Annotated in this window: 20 protein-coding genes; 5 read left to right on the forward strand and 15 right to left on the reverse strand. The window is 50.6% G+C overall.

The window, feature by feature from the left end:
* Nucleotides 1-4 precede the first annotated feature (4 nt).
* From TQ39_RS12660 to TQ39_RS12690, 7 genes are all read right to left on the reverse strand, one after another.
* Nucleotides 5-511: a prepilin peptidase gene (locus TQ39_RS12660; RefSeq protein ID WP_242853494.1), complete on the reverse strand. Its 507-nt coding sequence runs from the start codon at nucleotides 509-511 to the stop codon at nucleotides 5-7.
* Nucleotides 486-2,186, reverse strand: coding sequence for a DUF8193 domain-containing protein (locus tag TQ39_RS12665; protein WP_050005778.1), 1,701 nt, complete (start codon nucleotides 2,184-2,186; stop codon nucleotides 486-488). The genes TQ39_RS12660 and TQ39_RS12665 overlap by 26 nt, the downstream gene beginning before the upstream one ends.
* An 81-nt stretch (nucleotides 2,187-2,267) precedes the next feature.
* Nucleotides 2,268-2,843: a DUF6550 family protein gene (locus TQ39_RS12670; RefSeq protein ID WP_050005779.1), complete on the reverse strand. Its 576-nt coding sequence runs from the start codon at nucleotides 2,841-2,843 to the stop codon at nucleotides 2,268-2,270.
* A gap of 72 nt (nucleotides 2,844-2,915) precedes the next feature.
* Nucleotides 2,916-3,416: a hypothetical protein gene (locus tag TQ39_RS12675; RefSeq protein WP_050005780.1), complete on the reverse strand. Its 501-nt coding sequence runs from the start codon at nucleotides 3,414-3,416 to the stop codon at nucleotides 2,916-2,918.
* Between the two features lie 11 nt (nucleotides 3,417-3,427).
* Nucleotides 3,428-3,892, reverse strand: coding sequence for a DUF4320 family protein (locus TQ39_RS12680; protein WP_242853495.1), 465 nt, complete (start codon nucleotides 3,890-3,892; stop codon nucleotides 3,428-3,430).
* A gap of 140 nt (nucleotides 3,893-4,032) precedes the next feature.
* Complete coding sequence (locus TQ39_RS12685) at nucleotides 4,033-4,680, reverse strand: RloB family protein (protein ID WP_050005782.1); 648 nt, start codon at nucleotides 4,678-4,680, stop codon at nucleotides 4,033-4,035.
* A gap of 1 nt (nucleotide 4,681) precedes the next feature.
* Nucleotides 4,682-5,878, reverse strand: a complete 1,197-nt coding sequence (locus TQ39_RS12690; RefSeq protein WP_050005783.1) for an AAA family ATPase — start codon at nucleotides 5,876-5,878, stop codon at nucleotides 4,682-4,684.
* A 321-nt stretch (nucleotides 5,879-6,199) separates the two neighbouring features.
* Here TQ39_RS12690 and TQ39_RS12695 point away from each other — a divergent pair, with 321 nt between their 5' ends.
* The 4 genes from TQ39_RS12695 (at nucleotide 6,200) to TQ39_RS12705 (ending at nucleotide 8,994) form a co-directional block, all read left to right on the forward strand.
* The gene (locus TQ39_RS12695; RefSeq protein ID WP_050005784.1) at nucleotides 6,200-6,718 is read left to right on the forward strand and encodes an RNA polymerase sigma factor; all 519 of its coding nucleotides are present in this window, start codon (nucleotides 6,200-6,202) and stop codon (nucleotides 6,716-6,718) included.
* Nucleotides 6,715-7,404, forward strand: coding sequence for a DUF4367 domain-containing protein (locus tag TQ39_RS12700; RefSeq protein WP_050005785.1), 690 nt, complete (start codon nucleotides 6,715-6,717; stop codon nucleotides 7,402-7,404). The genes TQ39_RS12695 and TQ39_RS12700 overlap by 4 nt, the downstream gene beginning before the upstream one ends.
* A 66-nt stretch (nucleotides 7,405-7,470) precedes the next feature.
* Nucleotides 7,471-7,824: a hypothetical protein gene (locus TQ39_RS20920; protein ID WP_156146299.1), complete on the forward strand. Its 354-nt coding sequence runs from the start codon at nucleotides 7,471-7,473 to the stop codon at nucleotides 7,822-7,824.
* A 207-nt stretch (nucleotides 7,825-8,031) separates the two neighbouring features.
* On the forward strand, nucleotides 8,032-8,994 hold the full coding sequence (locus TQ39_RS12705; RefSeq protein WP_050005786.1) for a hypothetical protein: 963 nt from the start codon (nucleotides 8,032-8,034) through the stop codon (nucleotides 8,992-8,994).
* Nucleotides 8,995-9,036: 42 nt separating this feature from the next.
* Here the strand turns inward: TQ39_RS12705 and TQ39_RS12710 are convergent, their stop codons facing one another.
* A complete protein-coding gene (locus tag TQ39_RS12710; protein WP_050005787.1) occupies nucleotides 9,037-9,558 on the reverse strand; it encodes a hypothetical protein in 522 nt (173 codons plus the stop codon).
* A gap of 1,211 nt (nucleotides 9,559-10,769) precedes the next feature.
* Here TQ39_RS12710 and TQ39_RS12720 point away from each other — a divergent pair.
* Nucleotides 10,770-11,576, forward strand: a complete 807-nt coding sequence (locus tag TQ39_RS12720; RefSeq protein WP_050005789.1) for a hypothetical protein — start codon at nucleotides 10,770-10,772, stop codon at nucleotides 11,574-11,576.
* Between the two features lie 221 nt (nucleotides 11,577-11,797).
* Here the strand turns inward: TQ39_RS12720 and TQ39_RS12725 are convergent, their stop codons facing one another.
* The 7 genes from TQ39_RS12725 to TQ39_RS12755 all read right to left on the reverse strand — a co-directional run bounded on the left by TQ39_RS12725 (nucleotide 11,798) and on the right by TQ39_RS12755 (nucleotide 22,067).
* Nucleotides 11,798-13,408 (reverse strand): S1 RNA-binding domain-containing protein, encoded by a 1,611-nt coding sequence (locus TQ39_RS12725; RefSeq protein WP_050005790.1) that lies wholly within the window; start codon nucleotides 13,406-13,408, stop codon nucleotides 11,798-11,800.
* A gap of 29 nt (nucleotides 13,409-13,437) precedes the next feature.
* Complete coding sequence (locus TQ39_RS12730; protein WP_420865189.1) at nucleotides 13,438-15,354, reverse strand: VirD4-like conjugal transfer protein, CD1115 family; 1,917 nt, start codon at nucleotides 15,352-15,354, stop codon at nucleotides 13,438-13,440.
* Nucleotides 15,355-15,368: 14 nt separating this feature from the next.
* Nucleotides 15,369-16,355, reverse strand: coding sequence for a hypothetical protein (locus tag TQ39_RS12735; RefSeq protein ID WP_242853496.1), 987 nt, complete (start codon nucleotides 16,353-16,355; stop codon nucleotides 15,369-15,371).
* A 285-nt stretch (nucleotides 16,356-16,640) separates the two neighbouring features.
* Complete coding sequence (locus TQ39_RS12740) at nucleotides 16,641-17,303, reverse strand: DUF6100 family protein (RefSeq protein ID WP_050005793.1); 663 nt, start codon at nucleotides 17,301-17,303, stop codon at nucleotides 16,641-16,643.
* Nucleotides 17,304-17,831 (reverse strand): DUF5697 family protein, encoded by a 528-nt coding sequence (locus TQ39_RS12745; RefSeq protein WP_050005794.1) that lies wholly within the window; start codon nucleotides 17,829-17,831, stop codon nucleotides 17,304-17,306.
* 157 nt (nucleotides 17,832-17,988) lie between these two features.
* Nucleotides 17,989-18,765, reverse strand: coding sequence for an SPL family radical SAM protein (locus TQ39_RS12750; protein ID WP_338092831.1), 777 nt, complete (start codon nucleotides 18,763-18,765; stop codon nucleotides 17,989-17,991).
* A gap of 242 nt (nucleotides 18,766-19,007) precedes the next feature.
* Complete coding sequence (locus tag TQ39_RS12755) at nucleotides 19,008-22,067, reverse strand: PrgI family protein (protein WP_050005795.1); 3,060 nt, start codon at nucleotides 22,065-22,067, stop codon at nucleotides 19,008-19,010.
* Nucleotides 22,068-22,101 lie beyond the last annotated feature (34 nt).

Below are 22,101 nucleotides of genomic sequence, written 5' to 3' on the forward strand. Positions count from 1 at the left end.
CCTGTCATAAAAATAGTTCAGCCAGCGTCGCCACGGAGCAGCCGCAGGCCAGAAAAGGTAAAAACGGGATGGCAACCGGCTGTTGGTTCCGAAAGAGCCGGCGGAACAGCAGCACTACCGGCATGGCAAAGACCGCAGCCACGAGGAAGACCAGCGCCATCCCGAAAGGGCCGTAGACCAGTCCCAGCACCCCGCAGAATTTGATGTCCCCGCCGCCCATACCGTTGCCGCCGGCCGCCATAGCAGCCGCCAGCGGGATGCAGAAGCCAAGCAGCGCACCCACCAGCGCCTTGGTGACGATGGGCCAGATGAAAATAGGCATCCGGTCATACTCCAGAATGAAATAGACCTGGATCAGCGGGGCCAGTGCCGCCAGCGGGAGAAAAAAGGCGAGCGCCCGGTCGGGTACCCGCCTGTAAAGTGTGTCGTAAACAGCGAAACCTGCCACCACAAGAAAAATGATGAGCAGATAGCCTGTCCAGACGCTATTCTCGATTGGTGTACCAGTCATCATAAAGGCTCCCGTCAATGGATACATAATCGTTGAGATTGATGCTCAGCATCCCATCCGGCGTCCAGGTGTCCCAGACCTGTGTGAAGATCGTGTAGTTTGTGGCATCCGGGAACCAAATGGGTGTGAAATGCACTGTCCGGTTGTAGGTTGAGAACTCATTGGGCCGGAAGGTGAATTTTGCGCTCCGGCCGCCGGATACCCGCTGCAGCAGGCGCAGGTAAGTTTCATATTGAAATTCCGGGAATACGGAAAACGCGGTCTGCGGATGAGTAATGTGGCTGGTGGGCGCGTCGGTGGAAAGCGTAGCCGTCACATCCTGCTTGACGCCGTACCCGCTTTTCATGCTCTTACCGGATGCCGTTGGAACAATATCGTCCGGCATCAGGGACATCACTCCGCTGATGGAGGCGGAATAGCCGGTGTATTCATACTCCCAGTACCCTTCATCGACCCAGTGCCCGCCATCTTCTCCATGGTCACACCAGACCCATACCGGCACCCAGTAACAGCTCCAGACGCCCCAGTTGGCAGTGAGCTTCTGGGACTCATTGGGCAGGGCGGGAATGGAATAGCCAGGGCTGGTGTCTGTTGCCATCGGATCGGGCGGGATATGCTCATTCAGATCCACAATTTCCGCCACAAAGGTGTCCTGGGCAGTATAGGCGCCGCTGACGGACACGGTAATGATAACAGTCTGCGGTGTGGAGGGGGTATGCCACTTGACCCACACCACCTGGCTGTCGCCTGCGGGAATCACCACATCATTGACCCGGTAGGTGGTGCCAAGGATATGGAAAGTTACGGAAGCCGGGTTGTCCGGTGTCAGGTCAGTATCTGTCCGCAGAGTGACAGCGGTGATCACATCCGTGTCTACCCGGTACTCCACATCGGGCGCTTCGATATCGCCTTCTGGCGGAGCTTCATCAAACCAGACGATGCCGACGCCCAGCGTGCTGATGATGTCGGAGTTGTTCTGTGTTCCAGTGGTGTTGCCTGTCCACGCGGAAATGCCAAGATCGCTGAACTCCAGAAACATCGCCAACGGCAGGTTTTTATGGGTGAGCGAAGTCATGGTCTTCCTGAGCGCGCCGCCGGACATCTGATCATAAAGACCGGCCTCTGTAGCAGTCATGCAGTAATACTGCCCATTATGGGTAAAGTAGGCGATGGGCTCGATCAGCAGCTTATATTCACCGGCGATCATTCGCTCATAGTCCACCCCCGCCGCCTGGGCGACCATCATGCAGGCATATTCCGAACAGAAGTACCGCTTGATGGCGTCAATATTGTTTTGCCCTTTGCTGCTGACGATGGTGGGCATAGACTGAGCCGGCTTGATGCAGGAATAGGCCGCGCCGGATTGGAGGGAGAGGCCCGTCCCGCTCAGGTATTGCAGCTTGTTGACCTTTCCAAAGTGGAGGATACTGGTTTTCTGCGTCCTGTTTGAGAAGTCCAGGGGAGAGGATACCGCGGCCCCGCTGTCCGCATCTACAACGGTGATGCGAACGCCATCGTTTCCGGGGTTCCAAAAGTTGCTGCTGGTTCCCTGGCCCATACCGCCTCCGCCTCCATCTATGTTTCCGTTGCCGCCGTCCGCAAAAGCAGTAGAGGGCAGGAGGCACAGCATCAAGGCAAGGCTGCACAGGAGGGCGAGAAATCGTTTCAACTGCATCACACTCCATTCTTTTTAAAATTAGGAAGGCCGCCACAACTGCGTGACGGCCTTCCTGCTCAATATTCAGTTGTATTCTTCTCAGCCGCCCATATTACCGACCTGCTTGTTCAGATCACCATCGCTGTCGCCAGTGGACTGCTGCACGTTGCCCGGAACTACCCAGCCGAACACAGGGTCATACACCGCGCCGCTGCCGTTGCTGGAGCCGGGGGCGGGCTCACTGCTGGAGGGGGATTCCTCCGCCGGCGGCGCCGTGACTTCCGGCACAGCCGGATCGGGATTGACGGGGTGGTCTTCACCGGGATCTTCAAGCTCGGTTTTGCCCTCCGGCACTGCGGGCGGGGTATCTTCCGGCTTTTGGGTATCCGTAAAGTCGATCACGACTTCATCATCCGTTTCCGAGGTCACCTTGGGGTATTCCTCCTCAGAGCCAGAAGACTGGCCGGGTGCATAGGCGTCTGCGCCCCCGCTCCCGTCACCAGACTGCACGCCGCCATCCGACCAATCGCTGCTGGTGCTGCTGGGCGGGGACTCATCCGGCCGAAATTCTTCCGAGCGGTCCCGGCTCACGAACCAGCACACGCCCAGAATGGCGACGCAGAGGACGGCCAGAGCCGAAACAATAAAGCCTTTGGATTGAAAAAACTTCTTCATGTGTATCCACACTCCTTTTTTGCGTTATATTAAGCCTATACTGCGGAGCTAACTGAAATTTCAACAGCACCGCTAAAATTTGGTGTTGTGGTAGCCGGTCAGCTCCACGCGCTGAGTGATGGTAGGGTAGCTGTGTCCGAACATCCGTACATAGAACTCCACATCACAATAAAAGATGTACTCTACCCGGTCACCCACCACATTGAACTCCAGGCTGATATTGGAGACTTCATAGTCATCTGTGGAGAGCGAGATCTTCTCCGCCAGGCCGCCGGCGACAGTGGCCTCAAGCATTTCCGTATAGTCATTGCTGGAGTAAAGAGTGCGCAGGTACTCTTCAAAGTTGGTTTCCCGCTGAGAGCGGTAGGTGTCCGCATAGATGGTGGCGCTCAGGTTGTTCAGCTCCATTTTAGCCCCGTTGCGGATGTTGATGCAAGTGATCCGTACAGAGGCATACAGAAGCAGAAAAGAAATGAGCATGACGACTCCGACCACAAAGAAACAGGCAAAGAAGGTGATCTCGCCCTTCTCGTTGCGAAGTGGCCGGCGCAGCCGTGAGAAAAAACGCTTCATAGGGGGCCACCTCACTTCCAGTAGTGCTCGCTGACGCCGGAGCCTCGGGCCACCACCGTGATGTTGACCAGATCCAGGTTCCAGAAACCGCCTAGATTGGCATCGCCTTCGATAGTGATGTAGAAAGGCGTACCCAGTTGGATAGCCCGCGACATCCCGGACGGAGTGGGTGACTTGTATGTGGCGTCGATAGAATATGTGATATTCTCCGCGCCTTCGATCTCCGAGCACAGGAAGTCAAAGAGCGATTCGGTCTCTCGGTTGATACCGCCGGACAACTGGATCTGTTTCACCATCTGATCGGCCGCATGGTCCAGCTCCTGTTTCGTAGAGATGATGCTGAACAAGTCGATGATAAAGGCCAGCAGGATAACAGCGATGAAGATAAACACCACTGTGGAGAAGTAGTTGGCCTCACCCCGCTCATTTTTTAATGTCCTGCGGAGCTTTTGCAGGAAAATATGAATGTGAACCACCACCCTTTCTTACAAATAGAAAGCAGCCGCCCCTGCCGGAGCGGCTGCATTACAAAGTTTTGACTGTACAAAGTATAACAGATATGGATTTACGGCTCAAGGGCAGGACCGTGCCAATGTAGGGGCAATCCTGTGCCAATTCACAGCAGCGATTCTACCAGTTGATAAATGTCGGTGAATGGATTGACAGCTATTCCAAATGGCTTATTGTTTCCATTTTGAAGATGATATTGCTCTACACGCTTGGCGTTCTGGAGCGCATCGGCTGTACGCTCAGACAGCTGTGGATACACATCGCCGGTTTTCTCATAATCCGGGAGGTAAGCGATCAAGGCATTCTTCACTGCGGGATAGTCTTTGAAAAATTTTGTGGTGTACTGAAAGTGAAGCAGATACCAAAATTCAAAACAAGGATTAGAGAGGGCGATATGAATGCCCTTCGCATCGGCCATTTTCAGTGCTTTGGAGAGCAATTTATCTTTGGCAGCGATAGGATCAGGGATATTATAGTTCACATCACCGTCTGCAACGACCCATACAGCATCGCCATTGGATGCAGAAAGCTGGTTTTTGCTTTGGTATTCCACGGCTTTCCGAATCAGGGCGAGGTAATCGGTTTCGCCCCCTTTGGCGTGGCTGCCGACCACACGAATATCAATGTTGGTCTGGCGGCTGCGATAATGCTCAAAATACTTTGGTTCGGTTTGAGAGCCCTCCGTCACAATCAGGATGACAGGTTTTAATTTCCTGCGCCGTTGTCCACGTTTTTCGATCTGTCCTCGTGCCATTTTATAGCCCTCCCTTGATAAAAGGAATTGCACCAAAACGGCCGATCAAATATCCCTTTTCTACTTTGGTATCCTTGCGAATGGAAAAATCGTAAAGGGAGAACAAATCCGTGGCTGCTGTCTGATCATCTTTTTCTGTAAACCAAATCTGATCCCTTCTCAAAAAATCCAAATCAAGAAGATTGGTGCTGTGTGATGTGAAGATCAACTGAGCACCTTTTGGATTAAATTCTGTGCTGTCGAAAAGAGATACCAGATGCTTGGTCAGAAGAGGATGGAGGTGTGCGTCCATTTCATCAGCCACAAGAAGCGTTCCCTGGTCTAAAGCCTTTTTCACAACACCAATCAGTTTGAAATAACTGTTGGTGCCGTCAGATTCCTCTGCCATATTCAAAGCATAGGAGCAGGCGTTTCCGTTGGTATCCTGTACCGTGTGAATGGCATCAATATTTGCCAAAATGTCACCGCGTTGAGAGGGAGCAATGTCTGAATCACGCATTTGGAGCGCCTGTATCCCCAGATCCGCAACACGCAGCATAGATGCGATCACACGCCGGTAGTCATCGTCTTTCAGCTGCTCTGCTTCGATTCCATAGGCATCCGCAACGGAATTCTTCGTGATGATCTGACAGGAAGCAAACCACTCCAGGACAGGGATCACTTTGGCGTAACTCCAGTTTGAGGCGACTGACAAGTAAAGCTTGTTTGCCGAAGTGCGCTCTTTGAGTGTGTTTTGCTCATCAATATCGACCGTAAAACGAAAATCCTTGATGTTTTTCCGCTCAAAAATAATCGCCTGTCTGCCGTTGGGATAGTAGTATAGGTATTCCTCTGTGACAGCCTTATCTGTTACAGAAAAGCCATACGCATATCGAACGCCTTCTGTAGTAAAGATGACCTCAAAGCTGCTGGGGCGAGCAGGCGTTTCCGAATCGAACTTAAACGGTGAACGCGCAATCGTTTTATGAAGCTGCTGGTTATGTGAGGTCAGCACATAGTTTACCATAAACCAGAATGCGTTCAAGACATTGGATTTCCCAGAAGCATTGGCCCCATAAATAACAGCGGATTTCAGATAGCTTTTGCTTCCATCTACGATGAGATGCTCTGGATGCTCATTGTCCCTGCTGGACAGCAAGGATAAGACAACTTTATCTTTGATAGACAGATAGTTCTCTACACTAAATTGAATCAGCATAAACAACCTCCTAATTCAGCGTTTTTATATATTATACCCCGTATTTTGTGAAAAATCAACGCAAACAAAAAATAAAATCAAAGACAGAGGGGGTTGAAATGGCATTTATGCGTCGAGCTTAGATCTGATGGGTATGTTGAATCAGAGTGGCTGACGATTCCCGTTTCTTTGACAATGACACATTATTTTGATTCAAGTGATATGTCCTCGTCGGAACAATAGAAATGTTCTTGGATTTACTCTAAAAGTGTAATTTCCCCACTTGTTGGAAGCCCATGCCGCATGATACAATAGCAAAGATAATGACTGGAGGTTCGCATAATGTTGATTTATTTGCAGATGCTTGAAACTCCAGAAGAGAAGTCACTGTTTGAACAGATCTATCTGGAGTACCGTGGCCTGATGTATCATGTGGCCTACGAAATTTTACATAACGAGCAGGATGCAGAGGACGCTGTGCATCAGGCTTTCGTAAAAATAGCAGAAAACATTAAAAAAATTGATGATCCGGTGTGTCCAAAAACGCATAGCTATGTCGTTACAATAGTTGAACACCAAGCAATAGATCAGTACAGAAGATTGCAAAAGCACCCCTCTGTTGAACTGATCGAGGAAATTCAAGGCACAAATGCTCATTATGAAGGGGACAACGATTTGACAAAATGTATCTTGAAATTGCCCGCCAGGTATCGTGAAATGATTTTGCTGCGCTATCATCATGGGTACACTGTCAGGGAAATTGCACAGATGCAGGGACTGTCGTTGTCGGCTGCAATTAAACTGGATCAACGAGCCAAAAACAAATTGAAAAAACTATGTGAGGAGGCGGGAATCCTGTGATAAGCGAGGAAATGCTGAAAAAGGCGGCGGCTGAAGCGGATCAGGCAATTCGGGATTCGCTCCCCGCTCCAGCAGAATGTGAGCATGAGTTTTCCCCATCGTTTCAAAAAAAGATGCGCCGCACCTTTCGCAAAGCAAAACACCCTGTAATCTATAAACTGCCCAAATATGCAGCCTGCTTTGTGCTTACGGTAGCTCTCGCCAGCGGCACATGGCTGACAGTGGATGCAGAAGCGAGAGCTGCTTTTTTCGCATGGGTGCGAGAGCAGTACGCGGCATTTGTTGAGTACAGATTTATTGGCGAAGCGCCGCAAGAAAACACTATTGTAGAGTATGAGCTAACATGGCTGCCTGAAGGTTTTTCTTTCCAAAAAGAACAGGACCTTAGTAATAGCACATATCTCACTTATGCTAATGATTCTGGGCAGCGCATACTTTTTTCCTATTTGGAAGGAAATGATGCCACAAGTTTGTTTATGGCGGCGGACTACACAGAGGTACAATCAGTTCAAATTGGAAACATAAACGCAGACTTTTATCAAGCCAGCCAGGAAACATCTCCTAATGGGTTGGTTTGGGTATCAGAGGAAGAAAATATGTGCTTTTGCATTACGGCATCTTTGCCTAAAGACACAATAATAAAAGTGGCCGAAGGCATCCAAAAAAATAATCAAAAAAATTTCTAAGCAGCTGTCCAAAATGACCTCCTTCATTCGTTTACAGGGTATAAACGAATGAAGGAGGTCATCTCTGTGAAAAAACGAATTCTTCCAATCCTAGTTGTCTTTCTCATGATATTTTCCTCCACTGCCTATGCTGCTTCACCACGAGTAGCACCGATTGTCCCCGGAATTTCTTTTAGCGGAACAACCGCCACCTGTACGGTATATATTTACGCAGAGCAAATGACTGATGACATTGATGCGGTAATAAAATTGTGGCAAGGAAGTCGGTGTATCAAAACTTGGGAGGAATCTTCTGTTGGGGATCTTGCCTTCAGTGGCACAGCAACGGTATCAAGAGGACAAACCTATCAATTAACAGTTGATGTTACTCTTGCGGGCGAGACGCTACCACGCTTTTCTATTGAAAAAACATACAAATAAGCAAATTGGGCCCTAGGCTTTGATGACAAAGCAACGGTGACAAACGGAGTGGAGGTGAACTTGAAATGGTTTAATTCAATATGGGCAAAGTCTATACAATACTATGGGCTTGGCCCACAAACTAAAAAGCAAGGTGAAAATAGGATGCTCGGTAGGTTTAAGAAAAATTATTATTCCCGAAATCAGATGTAGGAAAGGAGTTCCATTATGAAAAAGATGCTGTCTGCGATTCTCTCACTTGCTATGGTTTTTACCATGTGCACTACCGCTTTTGCCGCCGAAGAACAAGCAGCTGACGGCACTTTCGATGGGTACCAAGAAATCGTCCAAAGTTCTTTCTCCCAGAGATCCGCTACGCCTGCTACACTTAGCAACTCTAACGATAAAGTGATTATCCACAACAACGGCAACTTGATGATCTCTGACTATTTCGCTGAGGGCAAGAACGACGGGAATAGTCTGGTTGCCGTAACCTACATTCCTGTGGATGGAAAGATCATCGAAACTGCTCATTTTACCTCTGGGGGTTCCATGAGTGAAGCCCAGTTGTCAGATATAGTTGCTGACTATGAAAGCGAACTTTCCCTTTCTGAGCTTCCGTCAGTTTCCCCAATGTCCACAATCAAGCATTATCAATGGACCTTTCCTGCAAACGGAAAGACCATGGCATCCCTCACCACAGCTGTGACCTGCGACAGAAAATCGAGTAATTCGACGGTTGACGGCGTGGCATGTTCCGTTTGGGATGTTACGACTTTCTCCCAGCTGGAAAAAGTGGACGCTATGCGTTTGAATAATCAGTACACCAGACTGAGCGTTGACCAGCCTAATGAGCATCTTATTGCTTACGGCCCATCCGAGTCCACTTCTGGCGGGGATATTACAGTTGGTCTTGATGGAGCTGGTGTGCCGAGCTTTTCTTACACATTTAACATCGACGGATTTAGCGTTGAGAACCTAAGTAGCATGAGCGGCGAATATGGTCGCTGGGCTTTCATCGACAATTTCGGCAACGAACCCGAATTTACTACCAAGCCGGGTATCCGTGCCACTAATAGCCATGGGGATTTTGTTGTCGAACTGAGCCATACTGTGGATGCAACCGTCAATGTTGCCCAGAGCATTAACCAGTCTACTGGTGTTATTCAGATCTGGGTGAACGACCGATAAAGCTAAAAAAGGGGCTGTTGCAAAGGGGCAACAGCCCCTTTTTTAGCGATATTGTTCTCCACTTTGGGCTACAAATACCACTGACACTTCATATTGCTTATCTGGCGCCTGCATATACAAAATCTCATTGTTTTCTATGTCAAGTTTGTATTCCTCGATCCCATCAGATGTAGAGTAAGTGACCTGAGCAAAATCTAAATTTCCCTTATTTATCCAAAACAAATTATAATTCACACCATGAATGGAAACCGTTGAAATAAGACTTTCGCTCCCGTCCTTATTTGCATTACTTTGAAACTTGTATTCACCACTGCCTATCGGCTCAAAAACAGCCATTCCATACATGCCGTTTGCACCAGTGTATCCACTAATAATATAATCATCGATTTTAATTTCAGTATCAATATTCACATCTCTTAAATTAACCAGTTCATTAAGATACTGCTGCCTTAGTTCAATAGTAGCGCAGTTTTTGTTTTCACTACAAACCACGGAAATAGCCCAAATCAATACAAAGACCAAAATACTCACAATAGCCAATTTCAAAAAGATTTTTTTCGTCATAGAAAAATCCCCCTCTTTTCCTTGAACTAAAGCAGCTTCTTAATACTTCAGTAATCCAAGCAGGTACCAGCCCTCGTCATATTCAATCCGGATTATAGCAAAGCGGTGCGATTGTTTTTCATTTCATACGTTTTATTACTACGTTCTCCTAAAAGGGTTTCACCTGCTCTTGGGCTGTCCCTGATCCACCAACTGCGGTAGCTGCGTCCACTTCAGCTCTACCAGATTAACGGAAACGCTATCTACGATAGGTCAGGATGACTATATTCCCTTAAACTTATCCCCTATACTTAATAACGAAGTATATTTCAAGATTTGGACACTACAAAAATTTTTTACCAGATAATCCTTGAGTATGACTCTGACGGATGTGTAGTTAGCTTGAAGCGCAATGAACTAAGTAAATAGATGAGCGGACCTAAAATAACAAAGCCCCCGCTCCAGTAAGGCATAGGTAAGTGCCGCTGGAGCGGGGGCTTTACGTTATACTATCACAGGTTCTGCCGGACAATCCGCGTGATGATGCCCAAGGCGATGCTGTAAAAATATCTAATAAGAAATAGCCCCCCGCTGTTGGCAAGGTGGTAGCCCCCCCAGGTGTGGGATCAAGCGTGTTATAGGCATCCGCAAAAATAATTCAAAAGATTTTCAGGTAACTGTCCAAAATGACCATTTTCATTCGTTTAAAAGATATAAGCAAATGAAGGAAACCACTTGTTAAAATACAAGTCTTCAATGACCTTCTGTGATTTAGTATGCTTGAATTACGGATTTTACAAGAAAGAGGTGATTCCGATGGGCCAGGAAATTGAGCAGTAGTTTTCTCACCTATTTCCGTCTAAGGGAGATGGTTCCAATGGTTTATTACATAGTCTAAGAAAGGTGAAAGGAGGCAAGATTGAATGAATAAAAATTTCTTTTCTAAATGGATAACTCTGTCAATAAATACAATCGTTTTTTTAGTTGTTCAATACATTCTTGGGTGTGCTATTTTTTCCTTTCAGCATCACCCAATATTCATTCTATTCTTTGCCAGTGAAATGTATATTTTCACAAAATATCTAAATTTTTTGACTAATACACTATCCTCAAAGCCACTTGCCTATACAATTTTTGTCGTTACACTCTTTCTTTTACTGTGCCTATTCCTTTTCATTGGAATACTCCCTATATCTACTCATTTTCAAAAAGTATGAAGGAGGCTACATACCATGAAGAAAACCAGCAAACTCATATCAGCCTTTATGGCTGCTATCCTATGCTTCAATCTTATGCCCTTTAGTGCCTTTGCAGCCGAATCACCTGCTACCGAAATTTCTTTTTCTGCTGCCGATCTGGAAACCTATAATCAAGAATTGGCAGACCTCGGTCTGAACAATGACGAAATTCAGCAGCTTCAAAATATTACCTCAAAAATTGCGAACGCAACTACCATGCGTGAAGTCGATGCCTTAATGAAAAGCTATCACGCCATTTTGGAAAGCACTCCTCTTGCTGCTGCGACAACCATCACAAGCTATTCCGGCGGCACTCTAACACTGGACTATACTGGCAGCCTAAGCCCGATTTCCAATGTAATCTTTACAAAAGTCATTTATATGGGAAATAAACAAGTAGAATTTTATCAAAAGGGTATGAACAGCCCTACTTTCGTTACCTTCCTTGTAGATGAACTGATTGGACAAGGTGTAAGCCTTATCACAAAATCGGTCGCTGCAAAAATTGCAGCAGCTCTTTCTGTTCCTGAGTCCGCCGTGGCATTTCTCATTGGTACGTCTGTTGCCGCTACATTGTTTGTATTCCAAAACCTCGAAACTTGGGATTTGAATGATGCTATTGAAAACAGTAGCAACGGAAAAGTTAAACTGGAATACTTCTACAGCACCAATATTGTTTTCCCATACTATCAAGAGTACCAAAACTTTGAGCCGTGGGACAACAATAAGGTCGAAATTCCTGCTGACTACGATTACGATTGGCAATCCGGCGTCTACGATTGCGAATACCTCTCCCAGTAATCCTACTCCAAAGGCAACAGCTGTTGACTTCCATAAAGCTAATATAGCTTTGGTAAACTGAATTTATCTATTTTACGAAATATTTTTAATGGCCTGTGCCACTACAACTATATTTTGAATCTTGCGCAATGCTGCGGGCTATATGATTTCATTTTAAAACCCCGCTCCAGTAAGACACACAACCGAGTGCGATACTGGAGCGGGGGTTTTATATTATACTATCACAGATTCTGCCGGATGATCCGCGTGATGATGCCCAAGGCGATGCCCCGCTCCACATCCAAATGGGTGACGGCAAAGGATACATCATCCTTTTTCCCGGGCGTCCGGTAGTCATAGCAGGAGTGGGCCACCGCGTTGACACCATTGGCAAGCCGGACATAGACCACGCCCTTGTGTACATCGGTCACTTTCCCGGCGTATTTGCCCTGGATACGGCATTTCTGCAGGTTGTCCCGGTCCGTGTTCTCCGATGTGCTTTTGATGTCGGCACGGATGCCAAGATCCTCCAAACTGTTGCGCCGCACACCGAGGATGCGGACCAGCACTTCGTCGCCTACGGAGAAACGCTCATGGGCGTCGCCGATCCAGTCCCATGCCAAATCGCGGGCCAGAATCGACGTCTCGACGCCGAACACCTCTACACGAACGACCTTCTCCGCTACCGCAATGACGCGGGCCTGAACGATGCGCCCCTCGTAAATGCGGTACTTGCCCTCGGAATCCAGATCAAAATAGAAGGTCTGTCGCTTCCGCATCATGGCCTCACGGCGGCTGGCGACTACGCTGCGGGTCTTGGAGTCGATGCCGCGCACCACAAAGTCGATGTCCGCGCCCAGCATATTCCCCAAAATCTTGTTCTGGCGCAGCATCAAATCAGCGTACTCCTGACCGGAAGGACTGCGGCCAAGGTTGATCATCATCTCCTTGAGGGGGATGATGATGCGGAATCCCTTGTAATCCACTACGGCCACGGTTTTGCGGTTGTCCAGCTGCTCGATGCCGCCCAGCTGCCCTGTGAGGATGCGGCGGGTGCGGTAGGCGTTGTGGATCTCATGCCAAATGACATCCTCCCGGTCTTCCTGCGTTTCCACCTCTTCACGGCTGCGAATGGTCAAAATGGAGGGTTCGCTGCGGCGAATCGCGGCGGCCCGCCGGGGAGCAGCAGGAGTATCCTCCGCCGTAGAGCCTTCCTGATGTGCCTCATCTGCTGATGCGGGAAACACATCTTCACCAGGGGACACCATATCTTCGGAGGGAGCGAGGGAAACCTCGTTCTCATCTTCGGTGACCGGCTCCTCCGCAAAGGCTTCATCCTCCGCAGGAGCCGCGTCTTCTGCAGGCGCGGCCTTTTTGCGGCGAGGGGACCGTTTGGGTTTGGGGGGAGCCGGTTCCCCGGCATCTTCAGAAGCGGTCTCCGCAGGGGTGTCATCTGCACTTTCCGCAGACAAATCGGCAGAAGTTTCCCCCTCGCCGTCACCGTCCTCCCCGGCCACCGGTTCGGCAGGCTCATCCAAATCAGAAGGAGTGCCGGCGGCAGCGCCGCCATCCTCGCTGCCATCTTCGCTGGCAGCTTCGTCAGGCTCCTCCGTTTCCGAAAACTCAGGGAGAGGATCAGAACCTTCCGAAGTGGCGCCACCGTCAGACTGGCCCATAGAGGTGTCGTCATCAGCCTGATCCATAGAGGCCAGCAGCGCATTCAGATCGTCGCTGTCAGGCGGAGCCGCCGCATCGGCCAGGATGTCATCGGAAGAAACGGTACCGTCCATGGGGACAGCGTTTTCGGGAACAGGGATCTCCTGTTCCTGCAATACTTTTTTCTTGGTTGCCATAAAATGAAAAACCTCCTATATCTTGATATTTAAGAAAGGATCGAGTCCTTGTCTGTCGTGATAATGCCATCAGGGGTATCTCCAACAGGAGACGCTGCGGCCTTTTTGGCGCCGGACGAAGTAGTGGCAGCTTTCGGCTTTTTCTTCACAGGCTTCTTGGGAGTGGGAGCCTGCGAGGTGGACGATGTAGCAGAAGGCGGGGTTTCCTGCGCTGCTCTCTGCCAGTCGGGGATGTGCGCGGATGCCTTGCAGGAACGGAGCTTCGACGCCTCCGGGTGTTTGGAGTAGTCCATTTTGTCTACCTTGAGGACTTTTTGCCCACGAATGATGACCAGCGCCTGGGTGATAGGCAGCCGCAGGACTTCATCCGGAGTGAGGACGGGACGCTTACCGACGCCGGAGGTCTCCCGGTATTCCGGTGTGTAGTTGGAGATGCGCCAAGTACCAAGCTGTTTCGATTTGCTGGATACTGACACAGAAGCCAGGCCCGTGCGCGAAGAAATAAACTCCGCTGTCAGCTCGTCGGTGCAGCCCAAAAACAGCTGCGCATCGCAGTTGCCCAGTATCTCTTGCCAAAGGTTGAGCGGATAGCGGTTTTGCAGGCCCGCCAAATTTTGGAACACACAGCTCATGGAGATATTCCTTGAGCGGATGACGCTCAGCCGGCGGGAGAGATCCGGAATAGTGCCGCAGGCCGTCAATTCTTCACCCAGGATATGAACAGGCACCGGCAGCTTGCCGCCTTCACAGTTCTTATCTGCATATCGCACGAGTTTGATGAAGCAGAACGATAGGAACAGGCTTGCCAGAAAGTCAAAGGTGCTGTCCTGGTCGCTGGTGACGAGAAAATAGGCGCACCGCTCTTGACCGGGCAGTTCCAGGTCAATTTCATCCCGGGTCGTGATCTTCTTAATGAGTTCTGATTGGAATACCTGCAGCCGGGAGCCAAGGCCGATGATGACGCCGCTTCTCACTGTGTCGCTGGCCTGCTTGTACAGGCTGTACGGCGCTTTTGCCGGATGCGTGGGAGGCAGGTTCTCGAAAAGGCTGTCCAAATCAGACTCCCCGCTCAAAGTCAGCAGGCGGTACACCTCGCCGATGTTGCGGTTCTGCTCCGCATAGCTCTGATCCACATAGAGGACCAGGGCTTTCAGCAGATTCATTTCGCAGCTGTCCCAGAAGTGGTCACCCTTCCCGTTGTTCGTCGTATTTTTGATAATGACATCTACAAATATCTGCGCCAGCAGTTCCTGCCCCTCCACTTCGGAAAGGCAGTTCCAACTGTCCGAATTTTCAGGTGAGACTAAATTGAAAATTTTGACACAGTACCCCTGATCTCTGAGATACTCGCTTGACTTCTCGTACAATTCCGATTTCGGGTCCGAGATAATGAGTGACTCTCCGCGCACCACTGCCTGAAGGATGCGGTTCATACAAAACGAACGGGTCTTCATGCTGCCGCTGGAGCCGTACACGGCCAAATTGCCGTTGATACGGGGCTCTTCGGGAATACAGACCGCTTTGCCGTCCAACATCCCCAGCACAACGCCTTTATGCTTGCGCAGGTCAGGAACCAGGTCCAGCACGCCGGCCATTTCCTTGCGGCTCATCCAGCCGGAAGTTCCGTAGGTGCCTTTGGCCGAATAGATAAAATTCCGGTCGGCGTCGTATTCGCCGGTATCGCTGTAGCCCATACGCATGACCATGAGCAGCAAAATTGCCAGCAGGCCAATGCAGATCAGCGCCCCGTACACCCCATAGGGCGGATGGAGCACGGATGTCAGGCAGGTAAAAAAATCGGGCGACGCCATCTCCGGAGAAGTTCCGTCTCCAGGGATGCCGCCGCCCTGTTTCCAAGCTGCGTAATTGCCCAATAACTGTGCCAAAAAGCCACCGGCATAGAGAATAGTGAGAATGGCCAAAGGTACAGCTATCAGGCCGACAATGAGTTTCTTCTTATTTATGGGAATAACCTCCCCTCGAATTTTGTGAAGTCAATGGTTTGCAGGCGCACCCGGCCACCGCAGTAGCGGCGCAGCACATCTGCCTGGAAATCGAAGCAGATCAGCGTGCCGGGGCGTTCCATCAGTTCGAGGGAGGTGTTAAAGCGCACGATCCTGGGCAAATCGCAGAAGTAACCAAACAGCACCGGCGTGCCATCCGGTTCTGCGGCATCCTGCTCTATGGCCCTGCCGGGATTTCCAACAGTAAGCCCCTGGGACAGAATACGGTCAAGTTCCGCAGTTTTTACAGGGTCGCACAGTAAAGCCAGTATCACCTCCCCCTGATGGTCATTGGTCAGAAAATAAAAGTGGTCATAGCTGCCATCCAGCATGAAATAATCGTGTTTAGCTCCGCCGGTGCTGGTGAGGATCTGGTAGCCAAGCTCCATGCTGTCGCCCAGCACAAGCCCGTACACGTTCTCAGTACGGTACTGCCCAGCAAGGCGCTGTTGACACAGGACGCTCCAGAGCAGCGTTTTTACCCGCAGCTCGGACTTGTAGCGCCATTTCATCAAGGCGGCGCCGCTGTTGTAGGTGGCATAGATGCCGGTAGGCGACAGAAGCACTCCCGCGAACCGGGAACTTCGGATCTGGGTGGTATCCACCCCCATGTCTTTGACTTCGCGGGAGCTGTAAAATGCGGGATAAATGACCGCTTCGCCGTTAAAGCCCTGCGGAGCAAAGACCTTCGGCTTTTCATCCGGGTAAATCCCCACTCCGGCATTGTCCATGGTGACATAGGTTTCCGCAAGGCGATGGAGCCGGAGCCGGCGAGTTGTCTCGCTCTTGAGCCGGTTGGTCTCTGCCTCTCCCGTAAGGTAGGATGCAAAACGCTCAGGCCATCCATCCAGCAGAACGGACTTGGCCCTGGCGCCCAACCGATAGCCCCGGAGCCTGTCCCGGTAGTAGGTGTGCAGCAGCCCGCTCTTTTTGAGCGCAGTCACGACCGACTCCAAATAGTAAGGGCTGGCTGGGAGACGGTTGAGCTGGCTGGTGGGGAACTCTCCTGAAATCGCGGTCAGAGATAAAAGCCGGAACGGAAGCGTGTCCGGCTGTGGAAAAGTGTTGGTGCTTTTCCCAAGTAGTCACCTCCTTTGCAGGTGCGGGATTTTTACCGTAATGACTGAGGACTTCGGTAAAAAACGGCCTCCCCGATGCGGGGCAATCCCAGAGAAACCGGGCATTTCAGCCGATTTACTGAATGTCGGGCCGAGGAGGGCCCAAAATGGTCAAAAATCCGAGATGGATTTTAGGCTCGCTTTATGCTCCGACAGCCATTGTGGAAACCGCTGCTTTTCCATGATGTAGATTTTGGTGCAATCCTGGTCACCCAGCTCGGCCGTGTTGTAGGCATCGCACAGCAGGCCGGTATCATCCGCCATTACGAAGGAAGACAGGAGATCTAGCAGCTGCTTTTCTGATAGGTTATCGTAATCGCGTATCCGTCTGTCGGGAAGGGCCCGGTCATAGACCTGAGCGAAGCAGACAACGCAGTCCCGGTAGTGCGGAAGCGAGTGCTCCTTTGCATACTGCTCAAGAGCAAAGTAGAGCGGGTCCAACAGGAATTCATCGCTTTGCCGCTGCCTGCGCTTCGGCAGCAGACAGGGAAGCGCCACCTCCAGCACCCCGTCTGCACAGGTAACGGTAATGCCGTGCATCACGCCGGCGGACCTGAGATAATCGCCTTTGCAGATGGTGGTGCTGGAATAAATCAGATGCCGCAGACGGCAGGCGATCCGCTCCGCCCGTAAGGCGGCGTCTGTAGAAAGAGTCTCGTAGTTATCGGGATAACGCTGGATGTCGGTTGTGTCCAGTGCGTACAGCGCATTACTCAGGCGAGATATATCGTCGAGAATGCTCCCGATGCGGTGGGATATTAGTTTTCGGTCCAATCATGTGCCTCCTGCTTTCTTGAAGTAATTTGTTTGTCCATTGGCATCTACGGTACAAAATCCGGATACGCCCGGACAGTCGATTTTGGCGATCTGCGCTGGAGTATCGACCAGCATGATACGGCGGCTCCCGCCCTTGTTGTTCCGCAGGGCATGGCAGACAAGCGCCTCCTGCCCGGCGGTGACACAGGCGACTTCGTATAGTTCGCCATCGGCAAAAAACACGAGCTTAACAGGAAAATCAGCCGGAGCGTGGTAATCCACCTGCTGAATGAAATCCAGCAGGACCCATACTGCCCGAACAAGCGTCCAGTCAGTTTTGGGCGTCTGTCCGGTCAGAAAAAAGCCGTCGCTGTCCGCCTGAAAAATGCGGCCCTGCCTCTCCAAATGAGAAAGCAGGGCCTTTGCAATATCTTCTTTGCCAGGGTGAAAACAAAGAAGCTGCTGTTCACTGAGGCCGGGGTACATCGTCACTGTTCGCAGTAAATCCGCAGCCTCGTTTGCATAGATTTCAGCCCTGGTCTTCACGGGGCTCACCTCCTTTGCTTTATGGGCGTCTTAAAGGCGTCATCAGGGCGCCTTATCCAACATAGGAAAACCAGAAAGACGCCATCAAAGCGTCAAACTGGCGTTATCTCAAAATAATGGGGCAGAAGGCGTCTTATCGGCGTATTGAAATCGTCTGTCAGTGATGATGCTTCCGGAGATTGCAGCAATCTTCTTTGTCGGGATTAACAAAATCCCTCCAGAACTGATAGTGTTCCGTAACATCCTCACAAATTGTTTTTTGCGGAATATGGATCTTCTCTATGATCCGCTGCTTCTCCTCTAATGGAAGATGACAGTAACCGCCTTGCCGTACAATATATTTAGAGAAATCAACACCTTGAAACCATTTCTTGATCCAAGCATTTACACGCAGAAATTCAATGACGCATTTCTCAATTTCCAGAGAATTCAGCACATCAAAGTCCATGTATTCTTCGATGATGGGACTTAGCCGAATCGCCGCATCATAGCCTGCCGCTTGCAGAGTTTGGATCGCACGAATGCGTTGACTGGGGGGACTGGCCTTTTCATACTGGGCTGTCCTCTCATCGTCCAAGCAGGTCACGGTAATTTGGATATGGGCCAGGTCTTTGTCCAAAATCGCCAAATACTCCGGGGAAGAGGGCAGTGCTGATTTCGTAACTATGAGATAGCCCACCCTGCACAGGTTCATCTCCTGAATGGCCTGATAGGTGGTGCGGTACTGGAGTTCACAGGGCTGAAAGCAATCGGTCATGCCGCCCAGCCTGATGATGCTGCCGGCGGGAAGACTGCGGATTTTCCGCCGCACCTTTTCTATATCTGCAACACGGGGATGCGCTGCGTCCCATAAACCTCGAAAATGGAGCAATGAGCGGGCGTAACAGTAGTTGCAGTTATGCTGGCAGCCACAGCCGTAAGTATCCAGACGGATGTTATATTTGCATTTATCGCCTTCGTTGCCACTAACTTGTTTATAGAAGCTTTTGAATTCGCTTCATATCACCTCCAAAAAGAAATTCGTTTACATTGCTATCAGATACATTGGACTCACCTCATACAAAATGGTTGCGGAGGACGGTACTGCCCCGCCATCTGTTGGTAAAGCATCCAACCATGTTCTTTACACCACTCCGCGGAATAAGGGGAGGTGTGGCAGCACCTCCCCAATGCCTTTTAAGCAGAGGCCGACTGCTCCTGGCGCTTACGCTCCAGAATTTCCCGCAGCTCCCTGCGGTCTGTGGTTATGAGATCCTTCTCCAGCGGACTGGCTTTGAACTCCACCATAATGTTGTTGTTATTGGTAGAGATCAGGCCGTTGCCCCGCTCAAAGTGTGTGACCTCCATCGTTTCTGCGTCAGAGAGATGGAGGGTGTCCTGGACACGCTCCGCTTCGTCGTCCTCCAGATTGAGAATGATCTTAGTCTTGCTGTTGTTGATGATGCCCTTGCCAAAACGCCCCTCATCCAGATTGAAAAAGTCATTGAGATCCTGGCTGGCACAAATCGCCGAGCCACCATAACCGCGGATTGTTTTAAAGATTTCCAGAATAAAGTCGCCGGCAAGACGGGTGCCAGTGGCGCCTGCGCCGGAGAGCAGCTGCCAGCATTCGTCGATAAAGATCGCTTTTTCCTCAGTCCGGTCAGCTTTGGCGCGGTCCCAGACGAAATCTAAGGCCACAAACATCCCCACAGTCAGCAGATCACCGGTAAGGGAGGAAATATCCAGTACCGTGTATTTGTTGTCCAGCCGTACATTGGTCTGCTTATTAAAGGTACTGGCGGAACCGTGTACCAGCCGGTTGAGGATATGAGCCATGCGGGTAGTTTCCGGTGATGCCTTCAAAATCTCATGCAGGTCACCAAGAACCGGCATCTCCCGATATTGCCCCGGATTGGACGGGTCTTCCAGCGAGGCGTTGTCATGGGTGATCCCTTTGGCATTGTAGGTGCGGATCAGCGCCTCATCCAGCAGCTGGCGCTCCTCGTGGCTCATATCGGGAATGAGCAGACTGAAAAAGATATGCAGCTGCTGGATCTTCGCCGCCAGCTCGGAAAGCTGGATGCCGGGGCCATCCAGCAGTTCGCTGACCGACCGGTCCACCCTGCGGATCTCCATCACGTTGATACAATGGGGACTGGCAGGGGATATCTGAATAAATTCCCCACCCACATTGGCACAGGCTCGGTGGAACTCGTGCCCTTTCAGCGGTGCGACGATGAAAATAGGGATGTTTTTTCGTCTCATCCTCAGCGCCATGAGCTGCATCGTGAAGGTCTTACCCGCGCCGCTGGTGCCTAAAATCGCCATGTTGGCGTTCTTGTAGATCGCGGAATTGAAAATATCCACGATGATGAGAGAGCTGTTGTACTTGTTGACACCCAGCAAAATGCCGTTGTCATCGCACATCTCGAAGGAAGTGAACGGATAACAGCTCGCTGCGCCGCCAGTCAGCAGGTTACGCTTGCCACGCTCAAACAGCCCTTTTTCCAGAGAAACCAGCGGGAGGGCAGAACAAAATGCCTGCTCCTCCCGAAAGTGGCAGGTGCAGACATCCATATCCTGTGAAAGAAGGAGCTTTTTCATTTCGCTGACCTTCCATTCCAGATCCTCAACGGAGGGGGCGGTCACAGTAATCAACAGGTTCAGATAATAGAAATCCTCGTTATTGGCAAGGCCCTCCTTTAGAAAATAGCCGCTCCGAATAGCGCCGTCGATGTCGTCAAAGTCCGTGTTCGTATCGCTGGCATCCTTGATTTTGGAGCGGTTGATGCGAAGTTGCTGGCCAACCCGCTGGATAATGCGCTCCTTGGGCTGGCGGGAAAGGAACATGTCAAGGTCAATGCCATCGCCGGCATTGACGATCAGACTCAGCCAGCCGGCGGACACCTGAGTTTTGTACCCATCCGACGGGACAAGCAGATAGGCGTAGTACAGCCCATCCACGCAGATATACCGCCCGTGGGTGAAGTCGATGCTTTTGGGGGCGGCAAATTCCGCCGCCGGGATACGGTCAATCTCATCCTCCCGGCCCTTGGCGTGATACTGAGATACGACTTCCTGAGCCCGCACCGACAACGGCTTGACCGCGCTCTCATTCCGGCACAGCAGGTTGTAGAGAACATCTACGGTAAATTCATCTTCATTTTCAGGGACAATGACCTCGTTGCCGCATTGACGCAGGTAATTGGAGGCCGTGTGTACCGCATTCTGCAGGGATTGGATCGCCTCATCCTCCTGTTCGGAACGCCGGGTGTTGTTCCAGGGTTCATACTCAAAAATCAGGAAGAAACGGCGTGTGACTGCCTCATGGGAGCCGACCTGCTGCACAAAGCTCAGGTAATCCTCCTGCATCAGCCGGCACTGCTCGTTTTCTTCCTGGGCCATCTCACGGCGCACAGTGTCCAAATGCCGGTCAATATCCGCGCGGCGGGTCAAAACCTTGATCTGCAGCTTGATGGGAGAGATCTTCAAATAGGACACAAAGGAATAGATGATGTTCCGCTGCTCCCTGGCGCTGCGCAGCATAAAGTTGATGGGAACGACCTCTACAACCTTCACAAAACGATGATCTTTGGTATAAATAATGCCGTTTGCGATCTTCTCAATGGGAAGATAGTCCGCCACCGGATTGATGCAAGCCGGCTTTTCCTCCCTGATGTGGGCGGGCCGTTTCGGCGGGCGTTCTTTCCTGTGCGCCTTTTTTGCCTTTTTGCCCGATTTCTTGACAGGAGGCTTCTTTTTAGAACTTTTCTTAGGCCGGAGCTTTTCACGGATCTCATAGCTGCGGACTTCATCAAACTCGGCGGGAAAGTCGGTTTCCCTGGTTCTCCGGTGTTTTGGGGGCCTGGGCGTCTTTTCACGGGGAGGACGCTGCTTGAGATGCCGGCCAGCAGGCTTTGAGTCTGCCGCTTTTTCGCTGGGGTGCTGACTATCTCCGCCTACAACGCGGCGGTTCCGCAGGTATTTCAGAAAAGTGACCAGAAACTGCGACAGACTTTCCCCTGAGATGCCAATGAGGGCAACCAAAGCCACCGGAAGAGCGGTCAGGCACAAAGCAATAATGCGGGTGGTCAGCCCAAACGGAAGAAACACAAAGACCGGCGCTCCAATGGCAAATGCCAGGACGCCGGCCTCGATCACATTCCGCGCACGAAACATACCGCCGAAAAAGGTGCCTGTTTCTATGAAGTTCGGCGGTATGATGTAAATATCATGGTCATTTTTGTTGCTCATTGATTACCTCGTTTCTGATGCCGAGGTGCGGTAC

The organism is Ruthenibacterium lactatiformans (genome assembly GCF_000949455.1).
GTDB classification, from domain to species: Bacteria; Bacillota; Clostridia; order Oscillospirales; family Ruminococcaceae; genus Ruthenibacterium; species Ruthenibacterium lactatiformans.